General features: G+C 52.9%; 18 protein-coding genes. 5 read left to right on the plus strand and 13 right to left on the minus strand.

Annotation, left to right across the window (positions count from 1 at the left end; genetic code table 11):
- The first annotated feature begins 59 nt into the window (after positions 1-59).
- A complete protein-coding gene (ftsY, locus tag ACTHTY_RS03655; protein ID WP_440366679.1) occupies positions 60-1,367 on the plus strand; it encodes a signal recognition particle-docking protein FtsY in 1,308 nt (435 codons plus the stop codon).
- A gap of 158 nt (positions 1,368-1,525) precedes the next feature.
- Here ftsY and ACTHTY_RS03660 read toward each other — a convergent pair whose 3' ends face one another.
- The 5 genes from ACTHTY_RS03660 to ACTHTY_RS03680 form a co-directional block, all read right to left on the minus strand.
- Positions 1,526-2,422, minus strand: coding sequence for a polyprenyl synthetase family protein (locus ACTHTY_RS03660; protein ID WP_440366511.1), 897 nt, complete (start codon positions 2,420-2,422; stop codon positions 1,526-1,528).
- Positions 2,406-2,633: an exodeoxyribonuclease VII small subunit gene (locus tag ACTHTY_RS03665; protein WP_003681131.1), complete on the minus strand. Its 228-nt coding sequence runs from the start codon at positions 2,631-2,633 to the stop codon at positions 2,406-2,408. The genes ACTHTY_RS03660 and ACTHTY_RS03665 overlap by 17 nt, the downstream gene beginning before the upstream one ends.
- Positions 2,634-2,768: 135 nt before the next feature.
- Positions 2,769-4,625 carry a ribonuclease catalytic domain-containing protein gene (locus ACTHTY_RS03670; RefSeq protein WP_440366512.1) on the minus strand — a complete coding sequence of 619 codons (1,857 nt, stop codon included), beginning with the start codon at positions 4,623-4,625 and terminating at the stop codon, positions 2,769-2,771.
- Between the two features lie 107 nt (positions 4,626-4,732).
- The gene (locus ACTHTY_RS03675; protein WP_440361246.1) at positions 4,733-5,653 is read right to left on the minus strand and encodes a patatin-like phospholipase family protein; all 921 of its coding nucleotides are present in this window, start codon (positions 5,651-5,653) and stop codon (positions 4,733-4,735) included.
- 99 nt (positions 5,654-5,752) lie between these two features.
- On the minus strand, positions 5,753-6,370 hold the full coding sequence (locus ACTHTY_RS03680) for a tellurite resistance TerB family protein (protein WP_440366680.1): 618 nt from the start codon (positions 6,368-6,370) through the stop codon (positions 5,753-5,755).
- 151 nt (positions 6,371-6,521) lie between these two features.
- Here ACTHTY_RS03680 and rsgA point away from each other — a divergent pair, with 151 nt between their 5' ends.
- Positions 6,522-7,388: a ribosome small subunit-dependent GTPase A gene (rsgA, locus tag ACTHTY_RS03685; RefSeq protein WP_440366513.1), complete on the plus strand. Its 867-nt coding sequence runs from the start codon at positions 6,522-6,524 to the stop codon at positions 7,386-7,388.
- 107 nt (positions 7,389-7,495) lie between these two features.
- On the opposite strand, the gene ACTHTY_RS03690 is transcribed toward rsgA, so the two are convergent.
- From ACTHTY_RS03690 to ACTHTY_RS03715, 6 genes are all read right to left on the minus strand, one after another.
- Entirely contained in the window at positions 7,496-7,690 is a 195-nt protein-coding gene (locus ACTHTY_RS03690; RefSeq protein ID WP_049328774.1) for a hypothetical protein, read from the minus strand.
- 23 nt (positions 7,691-7,713) lie between these two features.
- A complete protein-coding gene (metG, locus tag ACTHTY_RS03695; RefSeq protein WP_440366514.1) occupies positions 7,714-9,771 on the minus strand; it encodes a methionine--tRNA ligase in 2,058 nt (685 codons plus the stop codon).
- Between the two features lie 127 nt (positions 9,772-9,898).
- The gene (murA, locus tag ACTHTY_RS03700) at positions 9,899-11,152 is read right to left on the minus strand and encodes a UDP-N-acetylglucosamine 1-carboxyvinyltransferase (RefSeq protein ID WP_003747808.1); all 1,254 of its coding nucleotides are present in this window, start codon (positions 11,150-11,152) and stop codon (positions 9,899-9,901) included.
- Positions 11,153-11,348: 196 nt separating this feature from the next.
- Positions 11,349-12,266: a permease-like cell division protein FtsX gene (ftsX, locus tag ACTHTY_RS03705; protein WP_440366515.1), complete on the minus strand. Its 918-nt coding sequence runs from the start codon at positions 12,264-12,266 to the stop codon at positions 11,349-11,351.
- A complete protein-coding gene (ftsE, locus tag ACTHTY_RS03710; protein WP_004519169.1) occupies positions 12,263-12,913 on the minus strand; it encodes a cell division ATP-binding protein FtsE in 651 nt (216 codons plus the stop codon). Before ftsE ends, ftsX begins: the two co-directional genes overlap by 4 nt.
- A 249-nt stretch (positions 12,914-13,162) precedes the next feature.
- Complete coding sequence (locus ACTHTY_RS03715) at positions 13,163-13,645, minus strand: TlpA disulfide reductase family protein (RefSeq protein ID WP_003747814.1); 483 nt, start codon at positions 13,643-13,645, stop codon at positions 13,163-13,165.
- Between the two features lie 169 nt (positions 13,646-13,814).
- Between ACTHTY_RS03715 and arsC the strand changes: the two genes are divergently transcribed.
- Together arsC and ACTHTY_RS03725 are read left to right on the plus strand one after the other, a co-directional pair.
- The gene (gene arsC / locus ACTHTY_RS03720; protein WP_004519164.1) at positions 13,815-14,174 is read left to right on the plus strand and encodes an arsenate reductase (glutaredoxin); all 360 of its coding nucleotides are present in this window, start codon (positions 13,815-13,817) and stop codon (positions 14,172-14,174) included.
- 25 nt (positions 14,175-14,199) lie between these two features.
- Positions 14,200-14,856, plus strand: a complete 657-nt coding sequence (locus tag ACTHTY_RS03725) for a YdcF family protein (RefSeq protein ID WP_049323693.1) — start codon at positions 14,200-14,202, stop codon at positions 14,854-14,856.
- A 70-nt stretch (positions 14,857-14,926) separates the two neighbouring features.
- Here the strand turns inward: ACTHTY_RS03725 and ACTHTY_RS03730 are convergent, their stop codons facing one another.
- Both ACTHTY_RS03730 and ACTHTY_RS03735 read right to left on the minus strand, forming a co-directional pair.
- Entirely contained in the window at positions 14,927-15,184 is a 258-nt protein-coding gene (locus tag ACTHTY_RS03730) for a hypothetical protein (protein ID WP_049333040.1), read from the minus strand.
- A 106-nt stretch (positions 15,185-15,290) separates the two neighbouring features.
- Positions 15,291-16,385 (minus strand): ABC transporter substrate-binding protein, encoded by a 1,095-nt coding sequence (locus ACTHTY_RS03735; RefSeq protein WP_440366516.1) that lies wholly within the window; start codon positions 16,383-16,385, stop codon positions 15,291-15,293.
- 163 nt (positions 16,386-16,548) lie between these two features.
- Between ACTHTY_RS03735 and gltX the strand changes: the two genes are divergently transcribed.
- Positions 16,549-17,943, plus strand: a complete 1,395-nt coding sequence (gene gltX / locus ACTHTY_RS03740; RefSeq protein WP_440366517.1) for a glutamate--tRNA ligase — start codon at positions 16,549-16,551, stop codon at positions 17,941-17,943.
- Positions 17,944-17,993 lie beyond the last annotated feature (50 nt).

A 17,993-nucleotide genomic window follows, 5' to 3' on the forward strand; every position in this document is an offset into this window, starting at 1 on the left:
AAGCGGCCGTTGAAACCGTCAGCGAGGCTCTTGAACAGGTAAAAGAAACCGTTGCCGAGATGCCGTCTGAAGTAGCCGAGGCTGTTGAGGAAGCAGCAGAACAGGCTGAAGCGGCAAAAGAAGCGGCCGTTGAAACCGTCAGCGAGGCTCTTGAACAGGTAAAAGAAACCGTTGCCGAGATGCCGTCTGAAGTAGCCGAGGCTGTTGAGGAAGCAGCAGAACAGGCTGAAGCGGCAAAAGAAGCGGCTGTTGAAACCGTCAGCGAGGCTGTTGAACAGGTTCAAGAAACCGTTGCCGAGATGCCGTCTGAAGTGGCCGAGGCTGCTGAGGAAGCAGCAGAACAAGCCGAAGCGGTCAAAGAAGAAGTTGTTGAAGCAGTTAGCGAAGCTGTCGAGCAATTTCAAGAAGCCGTTGGGGAAACACCGGCTGAAGCCCCTGCTCCGGTAGAAGAACACAAGCTCAGTTGGGCTGCGCGTTTGAAACAAGGCTTGACCAAATCACGCGACAAAATGGCAAAATCGTTGGCCGGCGTGTTCGGCGGCGGACAGATTGACGAGGATTTGTACGAAGAGCTAGAAACCGTGCTGATTACCAGCGATATGGGCATGGAAGCCACCGAATACTTGATGAAAGACGTGCGCGACCGCGTCAGCCTCAAAGGCCTCAAAGACGGCAACGAATTGCGCGGTGCGCTGAAAGATGCGCTGTATGACTTGATTAAGCCTCTGGAGAAACCTTTGGTCTTGCCGGAAACCAAGGAGCCTTTCGTGATTATGCTTGCCGGTATCAACGGCGCGGGTAAAACCACATCTATCGGTAAATTGGCCAAATATTTCCAAGCGCAGGGCAAATCCGTGTTGCTGGCGGCAGGCGATACTTTCCGTGCCGCCGCGCGTGAGCAGCTTCAAGCTTGGGGCGAGCGCAACAATGTGACCGTGATTTCGCAAACCACAGGCGATTCCGCAGCCGTTTGCTTCGATGCCGTCCAAGCTGCGAAAGCGCGCGGGATCGACATCGTGCTGGCTGATACAGCCGGCCGTCTGCCGACGCAGCTTCATTTGATGGAAGAAATTAAAAAAGTGAAGCGCGTGTTGCAAAAAGCCATGCCTGATGCACCACATGAAATCATCGTCGTGCTTGATGCCAACATTGGTCAAAACGCCGTCAACCAAGTCAAAGCCTTTGACGAAGCTCTGGGTCTGACCGGCCTTATTGTGACCAAGCTCGACGGTACGGCCAAAGGCGGCATCCTTGCCGCCCTTGCCTCCGACCGCCCTGTTCCTGTCCGCTACATCGGCGTAGGCGAAGGTATCGACGATTTGCGTCCGTTTAATGCCAGAGCGTTCGTGGATGCCCTATTGGATTAAACAGACAGGTTGAGGCTTTGTGAACGCTGTTTGCAGGGTGTTTCATGCACTTTGAAGGCTCTGTATTCGGTATGGGATACCTAAGCCAAACAGGCTGTTAAAAAGGCCGTCTGAAACCTAAAATCAGGTTTCAGACGGCCTTTATTTTATTTGCAGGTTTAGTTTTTCCGTGCGGTAACAAACTCGGCCAGTTGGCGCAGGCGCAGGGCTTTGTCGCCGAATGGCTCGATCAGGGCAACGGCTTCTGCAATCAGCGTTTCTGCGTAAGTACGCGCGGCCTGAAGGCCCATCAGTTTGACGTAGGTCGGTTTGTCGTTGTCCAAGTCTTTGCCGGCGGTTTTGCCCAAGGTGGCGGTATCGGCTTCGCAGTCCAATACATCGTCGATCACTTGGAAAGCCAGACCCAATTTGGCGGCGTAGCGGTCTAAGGTTTGGATTTGCGCCGGTGTTAAGTCCGGGCAGGAAAGTGCGCCTAAGGCCACGGCAGCACGGATGAGCGCGCCGGTTTTGAGGCTGTGCATCTGTTCCAGTTCGGCCTGATTCATGGCTTTGCCGACATTGGCAAGGTCGATGGCTTGTCCGCCCGCCATGCCGAGACTGCCGGATGCTTGGGCCAGTGTGGACAACATGGCAAGCTGACGTTCGGCAGGCAGGCCTGTCGGACGGCTCAGTACATCAAAGGCTTGGGTTTGCAACGCATCGCCGACCAAAAGGGCGGTTGCTTCATCGTATTGCACATGGCAGGTCGGTTTGCCGCGGCGCAGACTGTCGTTGTCCATCGCCGGCATATCGTCGTGAACCAACGAATAGACGTGTACCATTTCGATGGCCGCCATCGCCTGCTCGACGGCATTTTGGTTTGCTTCGCCCAATTCGGACGCGGCAAGCACCAAGAGCGGGCGCAGCCGTTTGCCGCCGCCGAGGGTAACGTAACGCATGGCTTCGTGCAGCGTATGCGGCACTTGGCTTTCAGACGGCAAGAAATGCGCCAGCAGCAATTCGGTTTGTGCTTGGGCTTTTTGCTGCCATGTTTTGAGTTCATTCGCCGGGTTCAAGGTTCAACTCCTTCAGTTCGCCGGCATCCAAGACTTGCAGTTTCTGCTCGACTTCCGCCAATTTGGTTTGGCAGTATCTGACCAATTCGTTGCCTTCCTGATAGGCGGCCAAAGCGTCTTCCAGCGGCATTTCGCTGCTTTGCATGGCTTGGGTCAGGGTTTCGAGGCGGGATAAGGCTTCTTCAAAGGATTGGGGGGCGTTTTTTTTCATGGTTTGAAATGATGGGCAGAAAAGGGGAATTGTAGCATTTTTAGATGATGAAGGCCGTCTGAACAGGGATGAAAACGAAATCAAAGATTTCTGTTTCTTCGTTCAGACGGCCTTTTTTCAAACGGAATAACGTTATCAGCCCGGTAAAACGGCTTTTTGATAGTTGAGCGCGATAAACTGCTTCTCGGCATCCAATTCGGTGATTTTGAACAATGCCTGTGATTTGGGCAGCGCGTCAAACGGGATACCGGTCGCGCGCGTTACCAGCGGCAGGCCTTCAATGCGGACGAGGTCTTCTTTGAGGATGGTGGCCGTCAGCTCGCTCGTGCCTTGCTGTTGCAGATAGACGAGGCTCCAGTAGGCTTCCATTTGGCGTTGGAAGTCGGCGTAGGCTGTATAGGCGGCATCAAAGTCGCGCAGTGCGGCGAAAAGCTCGGCATCGCTGTTTTGATACAGCGGCTCGGCCGTGTCGTCGATCAGGCTGATCAGCTGCTTTTGGTTGATGTAGTCGGCGGCGCGGCGCAGCGGCGAGGTAAACCAGCCATAATGCTGCACGCCCATGCCGATGTGCGGCTCGGATTTGGTGCTCATGCGCACTTTGCCTGCCGGTTGGACGCGGAAAAGACCGGGCAGCTCGTTTTCGTCCAGCATTTGCGCCCAAGTGCTGTTGGCAAGAATCATCATCTCGCTGACTAGCGTATCGATGGGCGAACCGCGTTCGCGGCGGACGACGGATACGTTGCCTTCCTCATCCAATTCGATGCTGTAATCGTATTGCGGCGCACGGTCGGGTTCGTATTTGCCGCGCGCTTTTTGTAAGGCGATGGCAAATTGATAGAACCAAATCAGGTCTTGATGGTGGGCGAACATCATTTCGCCTGCTTCGTCCAAGCCGGTTTCGGCGTTGAAATGCGGCTCGATGGTTTGGATGCGCAGGTTTTCGGCGATGTTGACCGCTTCGATTTTGCAGGTTGGCGCGCCGATGTTGAACTCGTTGTCCACATCGAAATAAATGCTGATGGAAGGGCGGTATGCGCCTGCATCAAGGCTGAACGCGGCAATCCAGTTTTCGGGCAACATGGTGATTTTGCCGCCGGGGAAATAAACCGTGCTCAAGCGTTCCATGATGTTTTTTTCCATTTTGTCGCCTTGTTTAATGGCAAGCGACGGTGCGGCGATGTGGATGCCGACGCGTTTCATGCCATTGCCCAAGTCGGTCAGGCTCAAGGCATCGTCCACTTCGGTGGTCGATTCGTCGTCAATGGAAAAGGCGGTAACGTCGGCTTTGGGCAAGTCGGGCATTTCAGGAAGCGGAAGGTCGGGGAAACCTGTTCCTTTGGGGAAATATTTGATTTCAAACCCGTCTTGCAGGTATTGGGGAATGGACGTAATGCCGCCCGTTTTTTTCGCCAATTCGTAGGCGGAGGTTTTCAATGCATCGGCAGCTTTGGTAAAGGCTTTGTAGGTCAGCGACTGCTTGTCGGGTGCGTGCAGGATGGTTTTCAAATCCGCCGCGATTTCAGACGGCATCTTGCCGCGTTTCAAGGCTTCTGCCCAAGCGTCGATTTGCGCGTCTTGCTGTTTTTTGCGTTCGATGGCGGCAAGCGCTTGTTTCAAAGTTTCTTCGGGGGCGGCTTTGAACACGCCTTTGGCTTTTTTGTAGAAATACATCGGCGCGGCGTAAAGCGCAATCAAAGTCGCCGCCAGCTCGGTTTTGGTCGGCGCATGGCCGTAATATTCTTCGGCGATGGCTTCGGCGGTAAATTCCTCTTCGCTGCATACTTCCCACAATAAATCTGTGTCGATGTCCGCCGCCTGCGCCTGCGCGTTCTCCAAAAACGCCGCCATATCGCCGTCAAACTCGGCAAAGACATTGTTTGCCTTTACTTTGGTGCGCTTGCCGTGTTGTGTATCGACTTGGTAGGTGGCATCGTTTTTTTGGACAATAGAGGCAACTTTGAATTGGCCGGACTCTTCGTAAAAGATATTCATTTTTTAGGATTTTATGATTTGTAGGAAACGCGTGATTTTAGCAGATTTGCACAAGAAAGGCCGTCTGAAAAACATACTTTCAGACGGCCTGTTCAAACGGCGGATGATTAATACTGATATGCCGCCAGTTTGCGTTTGATTTCAGGCAGGGCTGCGCGTGCGGCCTGTTCACCCAGTTGGATGGCGCGTTGTTTTTGGTCGAAGCCGCCAACCGAACCCAGCTCCAAAACCTGCGGTTTGATGACCACATTGGCTTGGCCCAATTCTTGGTGCAACGCAGTTTGACTCATTACGTTGAAGGTTTGGTCAAGATAGGAGAACATGCCTTGGCTGACATTTTTGGCCGGACGGGCGGAAATATCGACGGCAATGATGAAGTTTGCGCCCATTTTTTTCGCCGCGCTGACCGGTACGGGCTGCGACAGGCCGCCATCTACATATTTGCGGCTGCCGATAACGACAGGTTGGAACACATTTGGAATCGAAGCAGAAGCGCGGACGGCCTGTCCGGCATTGCCTACGTTGAATACCACCGGTTTGCCGCTTTCAAAATCGGTCGCGACGGCGGCAAATTTGATGGGGAACTGCTGCATCGGGCGGTTGCCGACTTTACGGTTGATGTAGTTTTGCAGTTTTTCGCCTTTGATGAAGCCGCTGGTGGACAAGGTCAAATCCACCAAATCGGTTTTACCCAAAATTTCCGCTTCCAATTCGAGGCGGTCGGGCGACATTCCCGAAGCGTACATACTGCCGACAATCGAGCCGGCGGATGTGCCGGTAACGATTTTGACCGGAATATTGTTTTCTTTCAAAACCTTAATAATCCCGATATGGGCAAAGCCTTTGGACGCGCCGCCACCCAAAGCCAGCGCAACCGTGGCTTTCGGTTTGGGTGCAGTATGCGAAACCGTATTTTGACCCTGCGTAGAAGGTTTGGATTGCGGCGCGTTGCCGCTCGGACAGGCAGCCAATACCAAGACGGACGAAGCGGCTAAAAACGTTTTGAATGTGGAAAAAAGTTTGTTCATGTTCAGACAGCCTTTAATATGTCGAAAGGGTTATTTTACTCTGAAATTAAGTCGAAAGGCCGTCTGAAATCAGGTTTCAGACGGCCTTTTAAATGAAGTTTAAGCCAATTCGAGCTGTTTTTCCAAACTTTCGACCAGTTGATCGTCCAAATTCAAAGCTTGGGACAAACGGCTCAGGAACACGATTTCCTTGCGTGATAAGTCCGCGCAGACCAATCTGGCCGCCAGATAAGTTTCGGCTGCCAAAGCCTCGTCGCTGCCGACCGAAGCGGCAATTTGCTCGATAGAGGCCGGTTGCGCATATTCCGCCTGCAGCCATGCCGCCGTTTCCGCATCGCTGCCGCTTTCACGCTCAATGGCCGCGCGTTCCGCATCATCAATCAGGCCGTCTGAAGCCGCCGCTGCAATCATCGTTTGCAAAATCACACGGCTGTGGTTTTCACCAATCAGGCCGGCAGGTTGGAACGCACTTTGCGGCAATTCGTCCTGCTGGCGGTTTTGTTTCCAGTTTTGATAGCCTTTATAAGCCAGAAAACCCAAAGCGGCGACCGAGCCGGCCTTGACCAGCTTCTTCGCGTTTTTCTTTTTCAACAGCATCGATGCCAAAGCACCCGTCAGCGCGCCGCCGCCGAAAGAATTGAGCGGGCTTTCCGCCACCGCTTTGCCGCCTTTTTGGGCCGCACCCAAAACCTGATTGAGCAACTGACTGAAATCCATAAAAAAATCTCCTGAAAACCAATACATTGCAAATATAGAGTAGAAACACCCAAAAACCAAGCCAAAGAAAGTTAAAAGGTGCAAACAAGTTTTCAGACGGCCATAGCCGACTTTCGGTACAATCACACCATTCCAAACAATAAACCCCATCATGACCGATACCGCCCAAATCATTACCAGCTATGGCCGCCGCTATATTGTCCGCACTCCCGACGGTCAAACATATGACGCCACCACCCGCAAAAAACGCGTTGATTTCGCCTGTGGCGACCAAGTCCGCATCAGCCCCATCAACGGCGAACAAGTCGTGATTGAAGACTACCTCCCGCGCGAAAGCCTGCTCTACCGCCAAGACGCGTGGAAAACCAAACTGATTGCCGCCAACGTTACCCAACTCCTCATCGTAACCGCCGCAAGCCCCTCACCCAGCGAAGCCCTGTTGCAACGCGCCCTCCTCGCAGCCGAAGCGGCCGGCATCGACGCCGTTATCGTCCTCAACAAAGCCGACCTCCCCGAAACCGCCCAATGGCGCGAGAAACTCAAATTCTACGAAACCCTCGGCTATTCGGTGGTCGAAACTAACGCATTGGAAAACGCCGACATCCTGCGTCCCATTTTAGAAGGGCAAACCAACATCCTGCTCGGACAAAGCGGCATGGGCAAGTCCACCCTGACCAACGCCCTACTCGGCAACCAAGCCGCCCGAACCGGCGACATTTCCACCGCGCTCGACTCCGGCAAACACACCACCACCCACGCCCAACTGTACGATTTAAACGCAGAAACCCGACTCATCGATTCCCCCGGCCTGCAAGAATTCGGCTTGCACCATCTCCAAGCTGCCGATTTATTGCAATACTTTCCCGACCTGCACCACCTCATCGGCCAGTGCCGTTTCCATAACTGCACCCACCGCGCCGAACCCGGCTGCGCCGTCAAAGCTGCTGCCGAATCAGGCGAAGCCAAACCCGAGCGTATCGAGTTTCTGCAACGCGTTACCGATGAATTGTTGAGATAAAGTTTTAAGCAAATAAGCGTTTGGATAAATAAAAAGGCCGTCTGAAAATTTCAGACGGCCTTTTGTTGAAGCATAACCAAATTTACCTTTCAACCGGTATCGCTACCTTAGCGGGAAAGAGACGGTGCTTTTCGTGGCGGATTGATCATGAGAAGCACGGCTTCTTCAATTTTTTTGTCCTCCCGATCATGGAGCTCTACCGGAAACTTCAGACGCAACACTGCAACAATAGCGCCAACCGATAAGCCTGCATCATGAAGCAACTCAATTTCTTTAAGTACAGGTGCGGAAAGGTTTAACATGGTTTCTCCTTAAGATTTGATACTTAGCCCACTTTATCCCCGGGCTGTGCGCCTGCGTCGACATCGAGGAGCTTCAGTTTGCCTTCTGCTGTGGCGGCGGAGAGGATCATGCCTTCGGATACGCCGAATTTTGCCATTTTGCGCGGGGCGAAGTTGGCGACGGCGATGACCATGCGGCCGTTCAACTCAGTGGGATTGGGATAAGACGCGGCGATGCCGGAGAAGATGATGCGTTTTTCAAAACCGAAATCGAGGTCGAATTTCAGGAGTTTGGTGCTGCCTTCGACGGCTTTGCAGTTCAATACTTTGGCGACGCGCATGTCGATTTTCATGAAGTCGTCGAAGCTCGCTTGTTCGGCGACTTTTTCGTATTTACCTTCTTCGGCGGCAGGCGCAGGGGTCGTCTGAATGCTTTGTTTGTTGGCTTCGATTAAGTCGTCCACTTGTTTTTGCTCCACTCGTTGCATGAGGTGTTCGTATTTGTTGATGGTGTGTACGCCCAAAGTTTCGCGTGTGTTTGCCCAAGTGATGGCTTTCAAATTCAGGAATTTGGCGGCGTTTTCGGCCACTTTCGGCAATACGGGGGCGAGGTAGGCGGTCAACATGGTAAAGGCGTTGATGAGTTCGCTGCATACTTCGTGCAGGCGTTCGTCTTGGCCTTCTTGTTTGGCCAGTTCCCAAGGTTTGTTGGCATCAACGTATTCATTGACAATGTCTGCCAAGGCCATGATGTCGCGCAGGGCTTTGGCGTATTCTCGGCTTTCGTAGCATTCGGCAATGGCTTTGCTTTGCGCAGTCAGTTTTGCCAGCAATGCGCTGCCTGAAACGTCTTTCAGACGACCTTCAAAGCGTTTGGCGATGAAACCTGACGCGCGGGCGGCGATGTTGACGTATTTGCCGACGAGGTCGCTGTTGACGCGGCTGATAAAGTCTTGCAGGTTCAAATCGATATCTTCGATTTTGCTATTGAGTTTGGCGGCGATGTAGTAGCGCATCCACTCGGGGTTCAGGCCTTGTTCCAGATAGGATTTGGCGGTGATGAATGTGCCGCGCGATTTGGACATTTTTTGTCCGTCCACAGTCAAAAAGCCGTGTGCGTACACGCCGGTCGGGGCGCGGTGACCGGAGAAATGCAGCATGGCGGGCCAGAACAGGGCGTGGAAATAGAGGATGTCTTTGCCGATGAAGTGGTACATCTCGGTTTGGCTGTCGGCTTTGAAGTATTCGTCAAAATCGGCGCCGATGCGGTCGCACAGGTTTTTAAACGACGCCATGTAGCCGACGGGCGCATCCAGCCAAACGTAGAAATATTTGCCCGGCGCGTCGGGGATTTCGAAACCGAAATACGGCGCGTCGCGGGAGATGTCCCAGTCGGACAGGGTGGTTTCTTCGCCTTCGCCCAGCCATTCTTTCATTTTGTTGAGGGCTTCGGGTTGCAGATGGGGCTTGCCGTCGTGCGGATTGTTGCCGGAAGTCCAGGCTTTGAGGAAGTCGGAGCATTCGCCGAGTTTGAAGAAGAAGTGTTCGGATTCGCGCAATTCGGGTTTGGCACCGGAAACGGCAGAATACGGGTTGATCAGTTCGGTCGGGGAATAGGTCGTGCCGCAGACTTCGCAGTTGTCGCCGTATTGGTCTTGGGCGTGGCATTTCGGGCATTCGCCTTTGACGAAGCGGTCGGGCAGGAACATTTGTTTTTCAGGGTCGAAAAGCTGCTCGATGACGCGGCTCTCAATCTTGCCGTTGGCTTTCAGCGCGCGGTAAATGTCTTGGGAAAACTGTTTGTTTTCAGGGGAATGGGTGCTGTAATAATTGTCGTAGCCGATGAAAAAACCGGTGAAGTCGGCGAGGTGCTCTTCGCGCACTTTGGCAATCATGTCTTCGGGCGCGATGCCTTGTTTTTGCGCGGCAAGCATCACGGGCGTGCCGTGGGTGTCGTCGGCGCAGCAGTAGTAGCATTCGTGGCCGCGCAGTTTTTGAAAGCGCACCCAAACGTCGGTTTGGATGTGTTCGACCATGTGGCCGAGGTGGATGCTGCCGTTGGCATAGGGCAGCGCGGAAGTGACAAGGATTTTGCGTGTCATGGTTTGTGCTTTTAAAAACAATGGATAAAGATGTTGGGAATTATACCGCAAAACAATACGCAAAGGCCGTCTGAAACCCGATTGCCGGTGTTTCAGACGGCCTTTTATTTATCGGCTGCGTATGGGATTAACCGCGTACGCGTTCGATTTTTGCGCCTACGCCGCCGAGTTTTTTCTCGATGTATTCATAGCCGCGGTCGAGGTGGTAGATGCGTTCAACGATGGTTTCGCCTTCTGCGACCAAACCGGCCATGACGAGGCTGGCGGAGGCGCGCAGGTCGGTTGCCATCACGACGGCGCCGGAGAGTTTTTCCACGCCTTTGATGTAGGCGGTGTTGCCTTCGGTGGTGATGTCTGCGCCCATGCGGTTGAGTTCGGGAACGTGCATGAAGCGGTTTTCAAAAATGGTTTCCACCACGCGGCTGCTGCCTTCGGCAATGGCGTTCATGGCCATAAACTGCGCCTGCATGTCGGTTGGGAAGCCTGGGTGGACGACGGTGCGGATGTCCACGGCTTTGGGGCGTTGTTGCATGTCGATGGAAATCCAGTTGTCGCCTGCTTCGATGATGGCGCCTGCTTCGGTCAGTTTGTTTAGCACGACTTCCATGGTTTTTGGGGCGGCATTGCGCAGGACGACTTTGCCGCCGGTCATGGCGACGGCGCAGAGGAAGGTACCGGCTTCAATACGGTCGGGAACGACGCTGTGTTCGCAGCCGTGCAGTTCTTTTACGCCTTCGATGGTCATGGTTGCTGTACCGATGCCGCTGATTTTTGCACCCATTTTGACGAGGCATTCGGCCAAATCGACGACTTCGGGCTCGATGGCGCAGTTTTCGAGGATGGTGGTGCCTTCGGCAAGCGTGGCCGCCATCAGCAGGTTTTCGGTACCGCCTACGGTCACGACGTCCATGGTGACGCGCGTGCCTTTCAGACGGCCTTTGGCTTTGACGTAACCGTGTTCGATGGTGATTTCCGCCCCCATGGTTTCGAGACCTTTGAGGTGTTGGTCAACCGGGCGCGAACCGATGGCGCAGCCGCCGGGCAGGCTGACTTGGGCTTCGCCGAAGCGGGCGAGGGTCGGGCCCAAAACCAAGATGGATGCGCGCATGGTTTTCACCAGCTCATAAGGTGCGCAGGTGTTGTTGACTGTGCCGCCGTTGATTTCAAATTCGGAAATGTTGTCGGTCAAAACACGTGCGCCCATGCCTTGCAGCAGTTTTTGAGTGGTTTTGACGTCGGCGAGCATGGGTACGTTTTTCAGGCGTAAAGTGCCGGAAGTCAGCAGACCAGCACACATCAGCGGCAGGGCGGCGTTTTTCGCGCCGGATACGGTGATTTCGCCGTTGAGGGGGCCGTTGGCAGAGATTTTGAGTTTGTCCACAGGATGTCTTTCGTTATTTGTCTGCACGGTTTATGCCGCACAAATGAAATGAGATGGGTAATAAACCATCAATTATAAGGGATTATGCCCTTGCTGTTAGATTTGGCAGTATTAAATTTTCACAAGGTTTGTTTACGTTGCGAAAGGATAAGATTTCAGGCCGTCTGAATGGTTCAGACGGCCTGTTTGCCAAGGCTTATTTTTTGGCTTTGAAGCCTAAAAGGTGTTGCGTGGTGGCCAGCCATGCGCCGAATACGCCCAGCGCGATGACGAAGCCGAATACCAGCGACATTTCGCTAAATGTGAAGAAACGCCAGCCGATGTTCAGACCGTAGGGTTTGAAAATCGCGTCCACCAGCGGCCGTACTTCGGCCAAAAGCCAAGCCGACAAGCCCAGGCTGACGGCGGCGGAGAAAATACTCTGCCACATTGCCTGATAAAGGAAAGGACGGCGGATGAAGGAAGCGGGCGCACCCAAAAGCTTGGTGATTTCCAGCTCTTCCTTACGGCTGAGGATTTGCAGGCGGATGGTGTTGTGTGCCACTAAGACAAAGGCCATGCCCAATGTCAGCGAGAGGAACCACAAAATCTTGCGGATAAATTCGTTAATACGATAAAGGGTTTGTACCCATTCCGTATCCATGGTTGCCGATTCGACGCGCGGCAGCTTGGTAATGTCTTTATAGATGGCCTGCATCTGATTCGGCGAAGTGGCAGGGTCGGGCGTAACGATAAAGACGTCGGGCAACGGGTTGCCATCGAGCATGGAAACGAGGTTTTGGTCGAGATTGGTCTGCAATTCTTCCAAACCTTCCTGCTTGCTGATAAAGCGGACTTTATCGATACGGCTGTCGCGTTGGAGCAGGTTTTTCACCGTATCGGCATCAGAACTTGCCGCATCGGTGTCCATATAAACCGTAATCTGTGGCGATTCGTTAAGTTTGCCCAACACGCTTTGTCCGCTTTGGATACCCAAATACATAAACAGCGGCAAGGTCATGGCAACGGCAAGCATGAACAGGGTCAGCAACGTGCCGATGGGTTGGCGCAGAAGTTCTTTGAGTGCGGCGCGCGCCGATTCGACGTGTAACGAGATGTAGTGAATCATACTCATGCGAGGCGTCCTTTCTGCAGGCGCAAGACGCGGTGGCCGTAATCCGCCATCAGCGTTTCATCGTGCGCCGCAACAATCACGGTCGTGCCTGCTTCATGGAAGGTTTTAAACAATTCCATAATATCCAGCGCGTAGGCGCGGTCGAGACTGGCGGATGGCTCGTCGGCAATCAGCAGGCTGGGTTGGTGAACCACTGCGCGCGCGATGCACAAACGTTGTTGTTCGCCGCCGGACAAAGTGATGGGCATATCGTTTTCGCGGCCTTTCAAGCCGACTTTCTCAATCGCAATACGCGCACGCTCTTCCGCTTTGCGCGGCTGGTAGCCGCCAATCCGCAAAGGCAGGATAACGTTTTGCAAGACATTGCGGTCGTAGAGGATTTTGTGGTCTTGGAAGACAATGCCGATATGTTGGCGCATAAAGCCGATCTGATTGTCGCTCAAGGTGCCGAGGTCTTGATTGTTGAACCAAACCTTGCCTTTGGTGGGCTTGGTAATGCCTGAAATCAGCTTCAAAATGGTGGATTTGCCCGAACCCGAATGGCCGGCAATAAAAATCATCTCACCTTTGTTAATCTGGAAACTGACATTTTTCAGGGCTTCGAAACCGCCGGGATAGGTTTTGGAAACTTGTTCGAAACGGATCATGGGTTTTCCTGAAAATAGGGTTTCAGACGGCCGGTATCATCGATAGGGCAACATGCCGTCTGAAAAAATGGGGATATTCACAGATTATAAATATTTCGGCTGCTTTTTGATAGTGAAACCCCGGTTCTGCCTGTGGATACACTGCCGGTTTGCAACACAAAGCAATATGGTTTGAAATAAAGGCCGTCTGAACGATTGGGTTTCAGACGGCCTTGGTATCAGCGCAGGTTAAGTACCCTATCCGCTGTTTTATTTACATTTGGTTTTGGCCAAATTCACGGCGGCGGTCAGGCTTTTTTCGTTGACTTCGCCGGTGATGGTTTGTTTGTAGCCGCATTTCGGCGCTTCGACGACAGTGAAAGGCAATACGCCGACGTTGTTGCCGTGGGCTTTCATGAAGTTGCGGCTGTTGGCGCCGGTGTAACGCCAAATCGGATAGCTGACCGGCGTTTGTTTTAGGAATTTGCCGATATTGTCGGTCGTATCCAGTGCGATGCCGACCATATCGACGCTGCCTTTTTTCTGCGCTTTGTACCATGCGGACATGGCAGGCATTTCTTTACGGCAGGGGCCGCACCAGGTTGCCCAAAGGTTGACCACGCGCACGGGGGCTTTGAGCGATTCCAGGCTTTGCGGTTTGTTGTCCTGCCAACCTGCCGTTTCGTCGGCGGCAAAGGCTGGCGCAGCGGTAAAAACGGCGGCGGACAAGAGAAGGGCGGTTAAGGCTTTCATGGTTGTATCCTTGAGGTTGCCAATCGAAATTGGGTTTATTGTAAAACGGTTTGGTGGGTATGCCTACCGATTCATATCAAGAGATCAGGTAAAAAGTTTGAGTAAAAATCAGTTGCAGACGATAATAACCGCCATCATTGAATGATTTTGCAATAATACGGAGAATTTCATGCCGTCTGAATTCACACTTTATCACAATCCGCGTTGCAGCAAATCGCGTGCCGCGCTGGCTTTGCTCGAAGAAAAAGGCGTTGCCGCCGACGTGGTCAAATATCTGGATACCGCGCCCGATTTGGCGACTTTGCAGGATATGTTTGCCAAACTCGGCATCGAATCGGTGCGCGGCATGATGCGCACGAAAGACGATTTGTACAAAGAATTGGGTTTGGACAATCCCGATTTGGACAATGCTGCCCTGCTTCAGGCAATCGCCGAACACCCCGCCCTGCTCGAGCGTCCCGTTTTGGTAACGCCTACGCGCGCAGCCATCGGCCGTCCGTTGGAAAACATTGCCGCCCTACTCGGCTGATAGGGTTGGATAAGGCCGTCTGAAGATGATTTCCCTGCTTAAAAGCCGCAATGGCTTGCGATACTACCTGTTTCGCGGCCTTGCTTTGAGCGTTTTGCTGGTGTGCGGTATTTTTTTGAGCGGCACATGGCAGATTTACCGGACAGGTTCGCACACCTTGCCGAAGGACGCTCATGCCGATGCGGCGGTGGTGTTGGGTGCGGCGGCGTGGGACAAACGCCCGTCGCCGGTATTCCGTGAGCGCATCAACCACGCCATCACGCTCTACCAAAGCCATCGGGTCGGCAAAATCATTTTCACCGGCGGCACGCCCAAAAAAGGATTCATGACCGAAGCCGAAGTGGGGCGCCGATACGCGCTCAAGCAGGGCATACCGGCGCACAATATCCTGTTTGAAAACACATCGCGCAACACTTACGAAAACCTGCGCAATATCGTCCCCATCATGCACGCCAACGGAGTCGGCAGCATTATCGTTGTCAGCGACCCGTATCATTTGGCGCGCGCCGAAGAAATGGCCGCCGATTTGGGCTTGTCGGACGCGCAGTTCTCCGCCACCCCGACCACGCGCTTTGACGAGCGCAACAAGAAAGCCAAGTTTCTGATGCAGGAGAGCTATTCTTTGTTTCTCTACCGTATCGGCAAATGGAGCGATGCGGTTTGGAATTGGATAGGTGGTTGAGCCTTCGGTAATCCATGTAAAAGGCCGTCTGAAGCCTTTTAGGTTTCAGACGGCCTAAATGTATTCTTACTTATTGATATTGATTTGCAGCTACACTGCCAAATAAGACTACAGCCAGTACCAGATAAATTACCATTACGATGGCAAACAGAATCAAGGCAGCCTTGAAATAATTAGCTTTATTCGGATTGGTGTTTGAACCGAATGCCCATACAAGCATCATAACTATATTGACCAGCGGAATCATCATAATCAAGTTTGTTATCAACCATTCTTTGACGCTTACAATTGGAGCCTGTTGATGGCCGATTTGGTTTTGTTCAGTCATATCTTGTCCAATACATTAAATAAAAAGAATAATAATTATACATAATAAAGCCTTATTAGTATAGCATACATATTCAGACGGCCTGAGCCTATGATTTTTGCAGCCGCTATTTCAATTGGATGTAAAACGTACCGTCCGGCACGACGGGCAGGTATTTGCGGTAGAAGTCCAGATAGGTCTTGTTTGGGTCTATGTCGGCAAACTGCTGCGGATACAGGGTTTTGGCGATAAATTGCGCGCTGGCCAAATCGGCGAGCGAGCGGGAGGCGGTGTGGTAGATGCCGTAAACGCGTTTGTTTTTGACGGCAGGAATGTCTGCCCAGCCTTTGCGTTTGACAAATCCGGCCAGGCGGCGTTGCGCATCGGCCTGGCTGATGCCTATGCCCATCGCCATAATGTCAGGCTTGTCTTTATGGCCGTTTTCCGTCCCCGAAATGACGATGACGTCGGGTTTGGCCGTCAGGAATTTTTCAGGGTTTACCGGTCCCCAGTTTTTAACGTAAGGCGCGGCGATATTGTTGCCGCCTGCTGTGTCGGCAATCGCGCCCCACATATCTTTGCCGAAGGTGTAGCTGTATTCGGACGGGCCTTTGTCGCCGAACTCGATATAGATTTTCGGTTTGGACTGCTTGGCGCGCGCGACGCGTTTTTGGATGTCGGCAATGCCTCGGGCGTATTCGGCGGCAATTTTTTGGGCGCGCGCCTGCGTACCGTTGAGTTCACCGAAAATTTCCGCACTGCGCGTGTGCCGCGCGACGGTTTCGGCGTTGAAATCGACCACGACGACGGGTATGCCTGCCGCTTTAATGCGCGGCAGGTGGGTGGCGATGGCCTTATACTGCCAGTCGGCCAGAATCAATACGTCCGGCTTGAGCGCGAGCGTTTTCTCCAGTGAAAACGTGCCGGTGTTGATGTTGCCGATGTCCGCAATGTTTTGCAGCGTAGGCAGCTTCTGTTTGAACATAGCCCAGCTGCCGGGATTGAATTTCTCCCAAAACTCACGCGAAATGCCGATGACGTTTTTAAATTTGTCCGCGCCCGTTACCGCGATATAGTCGGGATAGTAAAACGCCAAAACCGCGCGTTTGACAGGGACATCGACTTTGACTTCGCGTCCCAATACGTCTTTGATAGTTTTGATTTCGGCTTGGGCAAAAAGGGGCAGGAGGGCGAGGGCGGTAAATAAAGCGCGTTTGTTCATGAGCGGATACTTTCAAAGAAATAATTATCATTTGTCTTGTTTTCGGGAGAAAAGTTCCCAAACGGTCCTTCTGCGCCGACATTATTTTCAGACGGCCTTTTGTTCGTTGTTTAAACCACGCCGAAAAAGTAAAATAACCGTTTTAAAAGATTTTGGAGCCATCATGACCGTCAAAACCCGTTTCGCCCCCAGCCCAACCGGCTACCTGCACATCGGCGGCGTACGCACCGCGCTGTTCTCATGGGCGTTTGCCCGCCATCATAAAGGCGAATTCTTATTGCGTATTGAAGACACCGACTTGGCGCGCTCTACTGCCGAATCCGTCAACATCATCCTCGACGGCATGAAATGGGTCGGCCTTGATTACGACAACGCCGACAACGTCGTTTACCAAACCCGCCGTTTCGACCGCTATAAAGAAGTCATTGCCGAACTTTTAGAAAAAGGCCATGCCTACTACTGCTATTGCAGCAAAGAAGAGCTGGAAGCCATGCGCGAGAAAGCCGAAAAAGAAGGCACGGCGACTTACGATCGCCGCTGGCGTCCGGAAGAAGGCAAAACCCTGCCCGAAATCCCTGCCGACGTGCAACCCGTTGTCCGTTTCAAAACGCCTTTGGACGGCGTAACCAAATGGACGGACTTGGTCAAAGGCGAAATCTCTATTCCCAACGAAGCGCTCGACGACCTGATTATTGCCCGCGCCGACGGCACACCGACCTACAACTTCTGCGTTGTCGTGGATGACTACGACATGGGCGTTACCCACGTTATCCGCGGCGACGACCATGTGAACAATACCCCGAAACAAATCAACATCTTAAAAGCCATTGGCGCCACCCTACCCGAATACGGCCACTTGCCCATGATTCTTAACGAGCAAGGCAAAAAAATCTCCAAACGCAGCGGCGATACCGTTGCCATTACCGATTTCGGCGCAATGGGCATCCTGCCCGAAGCCATGCTCAACTATTTGGCACGCTTGGGCTGGGCGCACGGCGACGACGAATTCTTCACAATGGAACAATTCATCGAATGGTTTGATTTGAAAGACGTTTCCCCATCTCCAAGCCGCATGGACTTGAAGAAACTCTACTGGATTAACGGCGAACACATCAAAATCACGCCTAACGACAAACTGGCTGAAATGGTGAAACCGCGCCTCGCCCTGCGCGATATCCATGAAACAAGCAAGCCTGCTTTGAAAGACGTGTTGGCATTGGTCAAAGACCGCGCCCAAGACCTGAACACCCTCGCTGACGAGTGCCTCTACTTCTACGTCAAACAAACCCCTGCCGAAGCTGACGTGCAGAAACACTGGGACGACGAAGCCGCCGCCCGTATGCTGCGCTTTGCCGAACGCCTCGAAGGTTTGGAAGACTGGACCGCCGAAGCCATCCACGATCTCTTCAAACCTTTCTGCGACGAAGAAGGCATTAAAATGGGCAAACTCGGTATGCCCCTGCGCCTCGCTGTCTGCGGTACGGCGAAAACCCCAAGCGTCGATGCCGTATTGGCATTAATCGGCAAAGAAGAAGTGTTGAAACGGATCCGTTCGTAAGGCATGAATGATAAAAGGCCGTCTGAAATGTTTCAGACGGCCTTTTTATT

This window comes from Neisseria sp. P0019.S002, from assembly GCF_051957155.1.
Classification (GTDB): Bacteria; Pseudomonadota; Gammaproteobacteria; order Burkholderiales; family Neisseriaceae; genus Neisseria; species Neisseria perflava.

Excerpts from the sequence above, each read along its gene's own strand:
- ftsY (WP_440366679.1), top strand. The coding sequence starts at position 60 with ATGCCGTCTGAAGTAGCCGAGGCTGTTGAGGAAGCAGCAGAACAGGCT.
- ACTHTY_RS03665 (WP_003681131.1), bottom strand. The coding sequence starts at position 2,633 with ATGAAAAAAAACGCCCCCCAATCCTTTGAAGAAGCCTTATCCCGCCTC.
- ACTHTY_RS03670 (WP_440366512.1), bottom strand. The coding sequence starts at position 4,625 with ATGAATATCTTTTACGAAGAGTCCGGCCAATTCAAAGTTGCCTCTATT.
- ACTHTY_RS03675 (WP_440361246.1), bottom strand. The coding sequence starts at position 5,653 with ATGAACAAACTTTTTTCCACATTCAAAACGTTTTTAGCCGCTTCGTCC.
- ACTHTY_RS03680 (WP_440366680.1), bottom strand. The coding sequence starts at position 6,370 with ATGGATTTCAGTCAGTTGCTCAATCAGGTTTTGGGTGCGGCCCAAAAA.
- rsgA (WP_440366513.1), top strand. The coding sequence starts at position 6,522 with ATGACCGATACCGCCCAAATCATTACCAGCTATGGCCGCCGCTATATT.
- ACTHTY_RS03690 (WP_049328774.1), bottom strand. The coding sequence starts at position 7,690 with ATGTTAAACCTTTCCGCACCTGTACTTAAAGAAATTGAGTTGCTTCAT.
- metG (WP_440366514.1), bottom strand. The coding sequence starts at position 9,771 with ATGACACGCAAAATCCTTGTCACTTCCGCGCTGCCCTATGCCAACGGC.
- ftsX (WP_440366515.1), bottom strand. The coding sequence starts at position 12,266 with ATGAGTATGATTCACTACATCTCGTTACACGTCGAATCGGCGCGCGCC.
- ftsE (WP_004519169.1), bottom strand. The coding sequence starts at position 12,913 with ATGATCCGTTTCGAACAAGTTTCCAAAACCTATCCCGGCGGTTTCGAA.
- ACTHTY_RS03715 (WP_003747814.1), bottom strand. The coding sequence starts at position 13,645 with ATGAAAGCCTTAACCGCCCTTCTCTTGTCCGCCGCCGTTTTTACCGCT.
- arsC (WP_004519164.1), top strand. The coding sequence starts at position 13,815 with ATGCCGTCTGAATTCACACTTTATCACAATCCGCGTTGCAGCAAATCG.
- ACTHTY_RS03725 (WP_049323693.1), top strand. The coding sequence starts at position 14,200 with ATGATTTCCCTGCTTAAAAGCCGCAATGGCTTGCGATACTACCTGTTT.
- ACTHTY_RS03730 (WP_049333040.1), bottom strand. The coding sequence starts at position 15,184 with ATGACTGAACAAAACCAAATCGGCCATCAACAGGCTCCAATTGTAAGC.
- ACTHTY_RS03735 (WP_440366516.1), bottom strand. The coding sequence starts at position 16,385 with ATGAACAAACGCGCTTTATTTACCGCCCTCGCCCTCCTGCCCCTTTTT.
- gltX (WP_440366517.1), top strand. The coding sequence starts at position 16,549 with ATGACCGTCAAAACCCGTTTCGCCCCCAGCCCAACCGGCTACCTGCAC.